Source organism: Pseudomonas sp. Tun-23181 (assembly GCF_057415455.1).
This window is the reverse complement of the sequence record NZ_CM171630.1, coordinates 1610879-1622752: the sequence shown is the minus strand read 5'-3', so window position 1 is coordinate 1622752 and position 11874 is coordinate 1610879. Positions and strand designations below refer to the sequence as shown.

Below are 11874 nucleotides of genomic sequence, written 5' to 3'. Positions count from 1 at the left end.
CCATGACCCTGCGCAAGGCGTTGCCGCTGCTCCTGTACGTGCTCTTCTTGCTGGTGCCGATCTACTGGCTGCTGAACATGTCGTTCAAGAGCAACAGCGAGATCCTCGGCGGCCTGACCCTGTGGCCACAGGACTTCACCCTCGACAACTATCGGGTGATCTTCACCGATGCCAGCTGGTACAGCGGCTACATCAATTCGCTGTACTACGTGTGCCTGAACACCCTGATCTCGCTGGCGGTGGCGCTGCCGGCGGCCTATGCCTTCTCGCGCTATCGTTTCCTGGGCGACCGTCACCTGTTCTTCTGGCTGCTGACCAACCGCATGGCGCCGCCGGCGGTGTTCCTGCTGCCGTTCTTCCAGCTGTATTCGTCCATCGGCCTGTTCGACACCCACATCGCCGTGGCCTTGGCCCATTGCCTGTTCAACGTGCCGCTGGCGGTGTGGATCCTCGAGGGGTTCATGTCTGGGGTGCCCAAGGAAATTGACGAAACCGCCTACATCGACGGCTACAGCTTCCCGCGCTTCTTCGTGAAGATCTTCATTCCGCTGATCGGCTCGGGGATTGGTGTCACGGCGTTCTTCTGCTTCATGTTTTCCTGGGTCGAGCTGCTGCTGGCGCGCACCCTGACCTCGGTGAGCGCCAAGCCGATCGCTGCGGTGATGACCCGCACCGTGTCGGCCTCGGGGATCGACTGGGGCGTGCTGGCCGCCGCTGGGGTGCTGACCATCCTGCCGGGCATGCTGGTGATCTGGTTCGTGCGCAACCATGTGGCCAAGGGTTTCGCCCTGGGCCGGGTGTGAGGAGGGCAGACGATGGAGTGGATGGCCTGGACCTTGCCCACGGCGCTGTTCTTCGCCGCCGTTGGCGTGCTGTTGGTGTGCATGACGTTTTACGAGCTGCGCCGCCCGTGCCTTGCGCGCCGCGGTTTCCTGCCGATCGCCACCACCCGCGGCGACCGGCTGTTCATCGGCCTGCTGGCCAGCGCTTACCTGCACTTGCTGGTGATCGGCGTCAGCGACTGGCCGCTGTGGGTAGCCTCGCTGCTGTCGCTGGCCTGGCTCGTGGTGGTGCTGCGCTGGGGCTGACCGGCGCCGTGGATCAATCAATCGGGAGAGCACAATGTTCGATAACGACAAGAACCGGCGACATCTGACCCTGGCCGTGCTGCTGCTCGTCGGCGTGCAGGGTTCGGCCTGGGCCGACCAGTACGAGGACGCGGCGAAGAAGTGGATCGACAGCGAATTCAAACCCTCGACCCTGACGCCGGAGCAGCAGTTGGCCGAGCTCAAGTGGTTCATCAAGGCGGCCGAGCCGTTCCGTGGGATGAAGATCAACGTGGTGTCGGAAACCATCACTACCCACGAGTACGAGTCCAAGGTGCTGGCCAAGGCCTTCAGCGAGATCACCGGCATCCAGCTGACCCACGACCTGCTCCAGGAGGGCGACGTGGTGGAGAAGCTGCAGACCCAGATGCAGTCGGACAAGAACATCTATGACGGCTGGGTCAATGATTCCGACCTGATCGGCACCCACTTTCGCTATGGCAAGGTGGAGTCGATCACTGACCTGATGGCCAATGAAGGCAAGGCCTACACCTCGCCGACCCTGGACCTGCAGGATTTCATCGGCCTTTCCTTCACCACCGCGCCAGATGGCAAGGTCTACCAGTTGCCGGACCAGCAGTTCGCCAACCTCTACTGGTTCCGTGCCGACTGGTTCGAGCGGCCGGAGCTCAAGGCCAGGTTCAAGGAGAAGTACGGCTACGAGCTAGGGGTGCCGGTGAACTGGTCGGCCTACGAGGACATCGCCCAGTTCTTCAGCGAGGACGTCAAGGAAATCGATGGCAAGCGCGTCTACGGGCACATGGACTACGGCAAGAAGGATCCATCCCTGGGCTGGCGCTTCACCGACGCCTGGTTTTCCATGGCCGGTGGCGGCGACAAGGGCCTGCCCAACGGCCTGCCGGTGGACGAGTGGGGGATTCGCGTCGAGGACTGCCATCCGGTCGGCTCCAGCGTCACCCGTGGCGGCGACACCAATGGCCCGGCGGCGGTGTATGCCACGCAGAAGTACGTGGACTGGATGCGCGCCTATGCGCCCAGGGAGGCGCAGGGCATGACCTTCTCCGAGGCAGGGCCGGTCCCGGCCCAGGGCAACATCGCCCAGCAGATCTTTTGGTACACCGCTTTTACCGCCGACATGACCAAGCCTGGTCTGCCGGTGGTCAACGCCGATGGCACACCGAAATGGCGCATGGCGCCGTCGCCCAAGGGGCCGTACTGGGAGGAGGGGATGAAGCTGGGCTACCAGGATGCCGGCTCGTGGACCTTCTTCAAGTCCACCCCCGAGAAGCAGCGCCTGGCCGCCTGGCTGTACGCCCAGTTCGTCACCTCCAAGACCGTGTCGCTGAAGAAGACCATCGTCGGCCTGACACCGATCCGCGAGTCGGACATCAACTCCCAGGCCATGACCGACCTGGCGCCCAAGCTCGGTGGGCTGGTGGAGTTCTACCGCAGCCCGGCGCGGGTGCAGTGGACGCCCACCGGCACCAACGTGCCTGACTATCCGCGCCTGGCCCAGCTGTGGTGGAGCCACATCGCCGAAGTGGCCAGCGGCGAGAAGACCCCGCAGCAAGCCCTGGATGGCCTGGCCCGCGACCAGGACCGCATGCTCGAACGCCTGCAGCGCTCCAACGCCCAGGCCACCTGTGCACCCAAGCTCAACCCCGAGCGCGATGCCCAGTACTGGTTCGACCAGCCAGGTGCGCCGAAGCCGAAACTGGCCAACGAGAAGCCCAAGGGGGAGACGGTGAGCTATAGCGAACTGCTCAAGTCGTGGGAGGCGGCGCGCAAGTGATCGGGTGGGGAACCCTGGTTGTTCCGTCGCCGGCTTTCAGCGGTTTCGTCATTTGAGGCCGCTTCGCGGCTCATCGCCGGCAAGCCGGCTCCCACAGGGGGGCCGGTAGCGCTCACGAATCACGTGTCATGCCCAGGGCTCTGTGGGGCGGCCTTGCTGGGGGAGGGGCATGATCGACATGCTTGAGCACGCATTCAAACTGGAGAAATCGACCTTCCAGATACGACAAAGGCAGCTAAAAAGCTGCCTTTGCGTGCCCGAGATTCTCAAGGTCTTCCCAATCTTGTGAGCGGCTGGGGAGAAGCCTTTGAAAACGGGCAGTCATATGGTGCGGACGAAGAGACTCGAACTCTTACAGCTTGCGCCGCTGGAACCTAAATCCAGTGTGTCTACCAATTTCACCACGTCCGCGTGGAGCACTTAAAGCAAAGGCGCCAGATTATACAATCAAGGCGCCTTTGTGGAATATGGGGTGGACGATGGGAATCGAACCCACGACAACTGGAATCACAATCCAGCGCTCTACCAACTGAGCTACGCCCACCATATTGCGGTACTGCGTTACAACTTCACTTGCGTGCCAAAGCTGCCTAATGGCGCACCCGGCAGGACTCGAACCTGCGACCATCCGCTTAGAAGGCGGATGCTCTATCCAGCTGAGCTACGGGCGCATATTCAATCTGCTTTCTGTTACGATTGCAAATCAACTTTCAGCCCTACCGAACAAGCTAGCAAATCCGCTCATTCTGCCTGACCTTGCTAACCAGTGCTAGGCTCTGCCCGACAAGTGCGACGAATGTTATAGACGAGCCGAAAGGTCGTCAACACTTTTTTCAAAAAAATTTAGTTTATTTAAGGGGTTAGGGGATTTGCCCGACCACCCGCCTTTGCCCTCGGGCCGTGTCGTGCGAGAATGCGCCCTCTTTTTATGTTCCCTTCTCGATGGTTAATCACGCGTCTATGACTGCACACCTAATCGATGGCAAGGCGATCGCCGCCAACCTGCGCCAGCAGATCGCTCAACGTGTCGTGGAGCGTCGCCAGCAAGGCCTGCGCACGCCTGGCCTGGCGGTGATCCTGGTCGGTACCGACCCCGCCTCCCAAGTCTATGTCTCGCACAAGCGCAAGGACTGCGAGGAGGTCGGCTTCATTTCCCAGGCCTACGACCTGCCCAGCGATACCACGCAGCAAGCCCTGAGCGACCTGATCGACCGCCTCAACGACGACCCGGCCGTCGACGGCATCCTCCTGCAGCTGCCACTGCCTGCGCACCTGGACGCCTCGCTGCTGCTCGAGCGCATTCGCCCGGATAAAGATGTCGACGGCTTCCACCCCTACAATATCGGCCGCCTGGCCCAGCGCATCCCACTGCTGCGCCCCTGTACCCCCAAGGGCATCATGACCCTGCTGCACAGCACCGGCCAGGACCTGTATGGCATGAACGCGGTGATCGTCGGCGCCTCGAACATCGTTGGCCGCCCGATGGCGATGGAGTTGCTGCTGGCCGGCTGCACCGTCACCGTCTGCCACCGCTTCACCAAGGACCTGGCCGGCCACGTCGGTCGCGCCGACCTGGTGGTGGTGGCCGCCGGTAAACCGGGCCTGGTCAAGGGTGAGTGGATCAAGGAAGGTGCCATCGTCATCGACGTCGGCATCAACCGCCAGGAAGACGGCAAGCTGGTGGGCGACGTGGTGTTCGAAACCGCCCTGCCGCGCGCGGGTTGGATCACCCCGGTGCCAGGCGGCGTCGGCCCGATGACCCGGGCGTGCCTGTTGGAAAACACCCTGTATGCAGCGGAAGAGCTGCATAAGTAAGACGGCGCGTGGCGATTTTTCTTATCGCCGCCGCAGGTCCTGTGGGGCCAGGCTTGGCGCAATGCCAGCCAATCAAGTGGCATTGGGGCTGCAAGGCAGCCCCCTTGGCCCACGGCTCAAACACCTCGTCTTACACCTCCCCATAACGCTCGCTCGAATCGCGCACCCCTGGCCTTTGCGTACGCGATAATTGGCGAGCCCAAAAATAATTGATTTGCATTTCCCTTTTTCCGACCTTCGCGTGACCTCTCTTGCAAGAACATTTCAATCTGCAAGGGAGCGCTACGTGGAAAGCACACAGCCGATGCGATTACGCAAGTGGTAAAGCCAGCGGTGATGGTCGTTGTACAGCGTGCCCAGGTGGGCATTGAGCGCAGATGGGGAGTGACTGGAGCGAGGCCGGCGTCGGCAAATCGGGCGCTTATCATATAGAGATTGATTTTCATATGATAAGGATTGTTATTTTTGGGGTGCTCCACTTTGCCGTGGGCTCGAGTCGGACGGTTTCAGTGCTCCAGGCAGACCCGGGCGTGCCGATTGGCGTGCGGAGCTGGTGACGGCCTGGTAAAAACTGATAGATTTCAGCCGGTTGAAAAGGGGGCTCGCAGCCCCGATAAAGGAAGAGTCGCATGATCGCAAAAGAAGCCCGCCAGGCATTGGCGCTGCAGCGCTTCGCCGAGGCCAATCCGCAGTTGCTCGAGGAAATCCGCGAACTGGATGCGCGCGAGCAGGCCCAGCAGATCCAGTGGGCTTTCGAGGATGCGGCCGATGAGCAGGGGGTCGAGCCCTGGGAACTGGCCCTGCAACTGATCGCCGAGAGCCCTGAGCAACTGAAGGCCATGCGCCTTGAGGTGCACCGCGAGGTGGCCGAGGCGCTGGGCTTGGCGTGGGAAGAGTACTGCCAGTTCAACGAGATCGATGCCTAATAGGCACTCCCTGCGTTTCGCTGCATTTGTTTGACAAGTTTTTACAACCCGCGCGATGACCAACCACCGCCGCGCGGCCAGCATCTGGAAAGGGTCCGACGGCGCGACGTGCGGGCTTTTCAATGAAATCGACCGGCGTGGTTTCCCATCGTCCCGGGTGGGGTGACTTCTGGTGCGCGAGTCACTAGAATGCTTGCCCTTGATTCTGGAGTCGGGCTATCGCCGGCTAACGTCTGTGCAACGAGGAATATCCATGCAAGTTTCTGTTGAAAACACTTCCGCTCTCGAGCGTCGCATGACCATCGCCGTTCCGGCCGAGCGCGTCGAGACCGAAGTCAACAAGCGTCTGCAACAGACTGCCCGTCGCGCCAAGGTTCCAGGCTTCCGTCCTGGCAAAGTGCCTATGAGCGTGATCCGTCAGCGTTACGAAGACGCCGCCCGTCAGGAAGCCTTCGGTGACCTGGTCCAGGCTTCCTTCTATGAAGCCGTGGTCGAGCAGAAGCTGAACCCGGCTGGCGCCCCCGCGGTAGAGCCGAAGTCCTTCGAGAAGGGCAAGGACCTGGAATTCGTCGCCATCTTCGAAGTCTTCCCCGAGTTCACCGTTGCCGGTTTCGAGTCGATCAACGTCGAGCGCCTGAGCGCCGAAGTGGCCGACGCCGACCTGGACAACATGCTGGAAGTGCTGCGCAAGCAGAACGTGCGTTTCGAGGCCGTCGAGCGCGCCGCGCAGAACGACGACCAGGTCAACATCGACTTCGTCGGCAAGATCGACGGTGAAGCCTTCGCCGGCGGTTCGGCCAAGGGCACCCAGCTGGTGCTGGGCTCCGGCCGCATGATCCCGGGCTTCGAAGACGGCCTGGTCGGCGCCAAGGCCGGTGAAGAGCGCGTCGTCAACGTGACCTTCCCCGAGGACTACCAGAACCTCGACCTGGCCGGCAAGGCCGCCGAGTTCACCATCACCGTCAACAGCGTCGCTGCTCCGCAACTGCCGGAACTGAACGAAGAGTTCTTCGCCCAGTTCGGCATCAAGGAGTCTACCCTGGAAGGTTTCCGCGCCGAAGTCCGCAAGAACATGGAGCGCGAGCTGCGCCAAGCGATCAAGGCCAAGGTCAAGAACCAGGTCATGGACGGTCTGCTGGCCGCCAACCCGATCGAAGTGCCCAAGGCGCTGCTGGAAAACGAAGTCAACCGTCTGCGCGTGCAGGCCGTCCAGCAGTTCGGTGGCAACATCAAGCCAGAGCAACTGCCGGCCGAGCTATTCGAAGAGCAGGCCAAGCGTCGCGTGGTCCTGGGCCTGATCGTCGCCGAAGTGGTCAAGCAATTCGAGCTCAAGCCGGACGAAGCCAAGGTTCGCGAGATGATCGAGGAAATGGCCTCGGCCTACCAAGAGCCTGAGCAGGTCATCTCCTGGTACTACAAGAACGACCAGCAGCTGAACGAAGTCCGTTCGGTTGTGCTGGAAGAACAAGTTGTAGATACTGTCCTGCAGAAAGCGACTGTGACCGACAAGTCGGTCTCGTACGAGGAAGCCGTCAAGCCAGCGCAGGCACCTGCCGCCGCTGAGTGATTTCCTCCCTCGTAGGAAACCCCCACAAGCCAGCCTTCGCGCTGGCTTGTGCGTATTCAAGCCATGACTATTTGGGAGTGAGTGCAGGACATGTCCCGCAATTCTTATATTCAGCAGAGCTCTGACATCCAGGCCGCAGGCGGCCTGGTCCCGATGGTTATCGAGCAGTCCGCCCGTGGCGAGCGCGCCTACGACATCTACTCGCGCCTGTTGAAGGAGCGGGTGATCTTCCTGGTCGGCCCCGTCGAGGACTACATGGCCAACCTGGTAGTGGCGCAACTGCTGTTCCTTGAAGCGGAAAACCCGGACAAGGATATCCATCTGTACATCAACTCGCCGGGTGGCTCGGTCACTGCCGGGATGTCGATCTACGACACCATGCAGTTCATCAAGCCGGACGTCTCGACCATCTGCATCGGCCAGGCCTGCAGCATGGGCGCCTTCCTGCTGGCTGCCGGTGCCCGTGGCAAGCGTCACTGCCTGCCGAACTCGCGCGTGATGATCCACCAGCCGCTCGGCGGCTTCCAGGGCCAGGCGACCGACATCGAGATCCATGCCCAGGAAATCCTCAACATCAAGGCGCGCCTGAACGAGCTGCTGGCCTACCACACCGGCCAGGATCTCGAGACCATCAAGCGCGACACCGAACGCGACAACTTCATGAGCGCCTCGCGCGCGGCCGAGTACGGCCTGATCGACTCGGTCTACGACAAGCGGCAACTGGCGTCCTGAACCAAGGTGCCAGAGCGGGTGGGCGCGGAATGCGCCTACCTGCGGACTTGAAAAAGCCCGCGATTGCCTTCATCTTGTGTTTCATGCCTACCGGATTGGATCGATCGAATGACTGACACCCGTAACGGCGAGGACAGCGGCAAATTGCTCTATTGCTCCTTCTGCGGCAAAAGCCAGCACGAAGTGCGCAAATTGATTGCCGGGCCCTCGGTATTTATCTGCGACGAGTGCGTCGACCTGTGCAACGACATCATCCGTGAGGAGGTGCAGGAAGCCCAGGCCGAGAGCAACGCGCACAAATTGCCATCGCCGAAAGAAATCAGCGGCATCCTGGACCAGTACGTCATTGGTCAGGAGCGCGCGAAGAAGGTGCTGTCCGTAGCGGTGTACAACCACTACAAGCGCCTGAACCAGCGTGACAAGAAGGGCGACGAAGTCGAACTCGGCAAGAGCAACATCCTGCTGATCGGGCCGACCGGCTCGGGCAAGACCCTGCTCGCCGAAACCCTTGCACGCCTGTTGAACGTACCGTTCACGATTGCCGACGCCACCACCCTGACCGAAGCCGGCTACGTGGGCGAGGACGTCGAGAACATCATCCAGAAACTGCTGCAGAAGTGCGACTACGACGTGGAAAAGGCCCAGATGGGCATCGTCTACATCGACGAGATCGACAAGATCTCGCGCAAGTCGGACAACCCGTCCATCACCCGTGACGTCTCGGGCGAGGGCGTGCAGCAGGCACTGCTGAAGCTGATCGAGGGCACCGTGGCCTCCGTGCCGCCCCAGGGTGGCCGCAAGCACCCGCAACAGGAATTCCTGCAGGTCGATACCCGCAACATCCTGTTCATCTGCGGTGGCGCGTTCTCGGGCCTGGAAAAGGTCATCCAGAACCGCTCCACCAAGGGTGGTATCGGTTTTGGTGCGGAAGTGCGCAGCAAGCAGGAAGGTAAGAAGGTTGGCGAGTCCCTGCGCGAGGTCGAGCCGGACGATCTGGTCAAGTTCGGCCTGATCCCCGAGTTCGTCGGCCGTCTGCCGGTGCTGGCGACCCTCGACGAGCTGGACGAGGCGGCGCTGATGCAGATCCTCACCGAGCCGAAGAACGCCCTGACCAAGCAGTACGCCAAGCTGTTCGAGATGGAAGACGTCGACCTGGAGTTCCGCAGCGATGCGCTCAAGGCCGTTGCCCGCAAGGCCCTGGAGCGCAAGACCGGCGCCCGTGGCCTGCGTTCGATCCTCGAGGGCGTGCTGCTCGACACCATGTACGAGATCCCTTCGCAGAAGGACGTCTCCAAGGTGGTGATCGACGAGAGCGTCATCGATGGCACCTCGCAGCCGCTGCTGATCTACGAGAACAGCGAGCCGCAGGCCAAGGCCGCGCCTGACGCCTGAGTCGGAGCGTGACAGCGTGCAAGAAAGGGGCCTACGGGCCCCTTTCTGCTTTTCCTATCTCAACGCTTGTATTTTCCCGGGCCTGCCCCCACATTAGGTCCAAGCATCATTTCCACCGGTTTCCGGCCACAAGGCCGCTGTAGAGGCGAAATCATGAAGACCACCCTCGACTTGCCTCTTTTGCCATTGCGCGATGTCGTAGTCTACCCGCACATGGTCATCCCGCTGTTCGTGGGGCGTGAGAAGTCCATCGAAGCCCTCGAGGCCGCGATGACGGGCGAGAAGCAGATCCTCCTGCTGGCCCAGAAGAATCCAGCCGACGACGATCCGGGCGAAGACGCCCTGTATCGTGTCGGCACCATCGCTACCGTTCTGCAACTGCTGAAGCTGCCCGATGGCACCGTCAAGGTGCTGGTCGAGGGCGAGCAGCGCGGTGCGGTCGAGCGTTTCAGCGAAGTGGACGGGCACGTGCGTGCCGAAGTCAGCCTGATCGACGAGGTCGAGGCGCCCGAGCGCGAGTCGGAAGTCTTCGTGCGCAGCCTGCTCTCGCAGTTCGAGCAATACGTGCAGTTGGGCAAGAAGGTCCCGGCCGAAGTGCTGTCCTCGCTCAACAGCATCGAGGAGCCGGGGCGCCTGGTCGATACCATGGCCGCGCACATGGCGCTGAAGATCGAGCAGAAGCAGGAGATCCTCGAGATCGTCGACCTGCCAACCCGCGTCGAGCATGTCCTGGCGCTGCTGGATGCGGAAATCGACCTGTTGCAGGTGGAGAAGCGCATCCGTGGCCGGGTCAAGAAGCAGATGGAGCGCAGCCAGCGCGAGTACTACCTGAATGAGCAGATGAAGGCCATTCAGAAGGAGCTCGGCGATGGCGACGAAGGGCACAACGAGGTCGAGGAGCTGAAAAAGCGTATCGACGCTGCCGGCCTGCCCAAGGACGCCCTGGCCAAGGCCCAGGCCGAGCTGAACAAGCTCAAGCAGATGTCGCCGATGTCTGCCGAGGCCACCGTGGTCCGCTCGTACCTCGACTGGCTGGTGCAGGTGCCGTGGAAGGCCCAGAGCAAGGTGCGCCTGGACCTGGCCAAGGCCGAGGAGATCCTCGATGCCGACCATTACGGCCTGGAGGAGGTCAAGGAGCGCATCCTCGAGTACCTCGCCGTGCAGAAGCGCGTCAAGAAGATCCGTGGCCCGGTACTGTGCCTGGTCGGCCCGCCCGGGGTCGGCAAGACCTCCCTGGCCGAGTCCATCGCCTCCGCCACCAACCGCAAGTTCGTACGCATGGCCCTGGGCGGCGTGCGTGACGAAGCCGAGATTCGTGGTCACCGGCGGACCTACATCGGTTCGATGCCGGGCCGCCTGATCCAGAAGATGACCAAGGTGGGCGTGCGCAACCCGCTGTTCCTGCTCGACGAGATCGACAAGATGGGCAGCGACATGCGTGGCGACCCGGCCTCGGCGTTGCTGGAGGTGCTCGACCCCGAGCAGAACCACAATTTCAACGATCACTACCTGGAGGTCGACTACGACCTTTCGGACGTGATGTTCCTGTGCACCTCGAACTCGATGAACATCCCGCCGGCGCTGCTCGACCGTATGGAGATCATTCGCCTGCCTGGCTACACCGAGGACGAGAAGGTCAACATCGCGGTCAAGTACCTGACGCCCAAGCAGGTCAAGGCCAATGGCCTGAAGAAGGACGAGCTGGAGATCGATGTTTCGGCGATCCGCGACATCATCCGCTACTACACCCGTGAAGCGGGCGTGCGGGGCCTGGAGCGGCAGATCGCCAAGGTCTGCCGCAAGGTGGTCAAGGAACACGCCGGCCAGAAGCAGGTGAAGGTCAAGGTCACCAGCGAGCAGCTCGAGCACTTGCTCGGCGTGCGCAAGTTCCGCTACGGCCTGGCCGAGCAGCAGGACCAGATCGGCCAGGTCACCGGCCTTGCCTGGACCCAGGTGGGCGGCGAGCTGCTGACCATCGAGGCGGTGGTCATCCCCGGCAAGGGCCAGTTGATCAAGACCGGCTCGCTCGGCGACGTCATGGTCGAATCGATCACCGCGGCGCAGACCGTGGTGCGCAGCCGCGCGCGCAGCCTGGGCATCGCTGCCGATTTCCACGAGAAGCACGACGTGCACATCCACATGCCCGAGGGCGCCACGCCCAAGGATGGCCCTAGCGCCGGCATCGGCATGTGCACCGCGCTGGTCTCGGCGCTGACCCAGATCCCGGTACGTGCCGACGTGGCCATGACCGGCGAAATCACCCTGCGCGGCCAGGTCCTGGCCATCGGCGGGCTGAAGGAAAAGCTGCTGGCGGCGCACCGCGGTGGGATCAAGACGGTCATCATTCCCGAGGAAAATGTCCGCGACCTGAAGGAGATTCCGGAAAACATCAAAGAGGATCTTCAGATCAAACCGGTCAAATGGATTGACGAAGTCCTCCAAATTGCGCTGCAATACGCCCCGGAGCCCTTGCCAGATGTGGCTCCGGAGATTGTCGCGAAAGATGAAAAGCGCGACGGCGATGCTAAGGAAAGAATCAGCACGCACTAGTACGTATTTCGCTGGGGGGCTTTCCTTGACAGT

The 11874-nt window shown here is 61.8% G+C and carries 9 protein-coding genes and 3 tRNA genes; 9 read left to right on the top strand and 3 right to left on the bottom strand.

What is annotated here, in order from left to right:
• The first annotated feature begins 2 nt into the window (after window positions 1-2).
• The 3 genes from ACDI39_RS07935 to ACDI39_RS07925 are packed head-to-tail and all read left to right on the top strand — an operon-like array spanning window position 3 to window position 2859.
• Window positions 3-803 (top strand): carbohydrate ABC transporter permease, encoded by an 801-nt coding sequence (locus tag ACDI39_RS07935; protein ID WP_225790142.1) that lies wholly within the window; start codon window positions 3-5, stop codon window positions 801-803.
• 12 nt (window positions 804-815) lie between these two features.
• Window positions 816-1088, top strand: a complete 273-nt coding sequence (locus ACDI39_RS07930; RefSeq protein ID WP_225790143.1) for a DUF2160 domain-containing protein — start codon at window positions 816-818, stop codon at window positions 1086-1088.
• 34 nt (window positions 1089-1122) lie between these two features.
• Window positions 1123-2859, top strand: a complete 1737-nt coding sequence (locus tag ACDI39_RS07925) for an ABC transporter substrate-binding protein (protein WP_253081336.1) — start codon at window positions 1123-1125, stop codon at window positions 2857-2859.
• Window positions 2860-3185: 326 nt separating this feature from the next.
• Here ACDI39_RS07925 and ACDI39_RS07920 read toward each other — a convergent pair.
• From ACDI39_RS07920 to ACDI39_RS07910, 3 genes are all read right to left on the bottom strand, one after another.
• A tRNA-Leu gene (locus tag ACDI39_RS07920) sits at window positions 3186-3270 on the bottom strand.
• Window positions 3271-3327: 57 nt separating this feature from the next.
• Window positions 3328-3403, bottom strand: a tRNA-His gene (locus tag ACDI39_RS07915).
• A gap of 50 nt (window positions 3404-3453) precedes the next feature.
• A tRNA-Arg gene (locus ACDI39_RS07910) sits at window positions 3454-3530 on the bottom strand.
• A 289-nt stretch (window positions 3531-3819) separates the two neighbouring features.
• Here ACDI39_RS07910 and folD point away from each other — a divergent pair.
• The 6 genes from folD to lon all read left to right on the top strand — a co-directional run bounded on the left by folD (window position 3820) and on the right by lon (window position 11841).
• Window positions 3820-4674 carry a bifunctional methylenetetrahydrofolate dehydrogenase/methenyltetrahydrofolate cyclohydrolase FolD gene (gene folD, locus ACDI39_RS07905; protein WP_486538243.1) on the top strand — a complete coding sequence of 285 codons (855 nt, stop codon included), beginning with the start codon at window positions 3820-3822 and terminating at the stop codon, window positions 4672-4674.
• Between the two features lie 629 nt (window positions 4675-5303).
• Window positions 5304-5600, top strand: a complete 297-nt coding sequence (locus tag ACDI39_RS07900; protein ID WP_253081335.1) for a DUF6388 family protein — start codon at window positions 5304-5306, stop codon at window positions 5598-5600.
• Window positions 5601-5853: 253 nt separating this feature from the next.
• Complete coding sequence (tig, locus tag ACDI39_RS07895; RefSeq protein ID WP_253081334.1) at window positions 5854-7167, top strand: trigger factor; 1314 nt, start codon at window positions 5854-5856, stop codon at window positions 7165-7167.
• 90 nt (window positions 7168-7257) lie between these two features.
• The gene (clpP, locus tag ACDI39_RS07890; RefSeq protein ID WP_225790148.1) at window positions 7258-7899 is read left to right on the top strand and encodes an ATP-dependent Clp endopeptidase proteolytic subunit ClpP; all 642 of its coding nucleotides are present in this window, start codon (window positions 7258-7260) and stop codon (window positions 7897-7899) included.
• Between the two features lie 108 nt (window positions 7900-8007).
• The gene (gene clpX / locus ACDI39_RS07885) at window positions 8008-9291 is read left to right on the top strand and encodes an ATP-dependent Clp protease ATP-binding subunit ClpX (RefSeq protein WP_043213487.1); all 1284 of its coding nucleotides are present in this window, start codon (window positions 8008-8010) and stop codon (window positions 9289-9291) included.
• 153 nt (window positions 9292-9444) lie between these two features.
• The gene (gene lon, locus ACDI39_RS07880) at window positions 9445-11841 is read left to right on the top strand and encodes an endopeptidase La (protein WP_225790149.1); all 2397 of its coding nucleotides are present in this window, start codon (window positions 9445-9447) and stop codon (window positions 11839-11841) included.
• Window positions 11842-11874 lie beyond the last annotated feature (33 nt).

Bases quoted from the DNA above. Each gene is read 5' to 3' on its own strand.
- folD (WP_486538243.1), top strand. From the start codon at position 3,820: ATGACTGCACACCTAATCGATGGCAAGGCGATCGCCGCCAACCTGCGC.
- tig (WP_253081334.1), top strand. From the start codon at position 5,854: ATGCAAGTTTCTGTTGAAAACACTTCCGCTCTCGAGCGTCGCATGACC.
- ACDI39_RS07900 (WP_253081335.1), top strand. From the start codon at position 5,304: ATGATCGCAAAAGAAGCCCGCCAGGCATTGGCGCTGCAGCGCTTCGCC.
- ACDI39_RS07935 (WP_225790142.1), top strand. From the start codon at position 3: ATGACCCTGCGCAAGGCGTTGCCGCTGCTCCTGTACGTGCTCTTCTTG.
- clpP (WP_225790148.1), top strand. From the start codon at position 7,258: ATGTCCCGCAATTCTTATATTCAGCAGAGCTCTGACATCCAGGCCGCA.
- clpX (WP_043213487.1), top strand. From the start codon at position 8,008: ATGACTGACACCCGTAACGGCGAGGACAGCGGCAAATTGCTCTATTGC.
- ACDI39_RS07925 (WP_253081336.1), top strand. From the start codon at position 1,123: ATGTTCGATAACGACAAGAACCGGCGACATCTGACCCTGGCCGTGCTG.
- lon (WP_225790149.1), top strand. From the start codon at position 9,445: ATGAAGACCACCCTCGACTTGCCTCTTTTGCCATTGCGCGATGTCGTA.
- ACDI39_RS07930 (WP_225790143.1), top strand. From the start codon at position 816: ATGGAGTGGATGGCCTGGACCTTGCCCACGGCGCTGTTCTTCGCCGCC.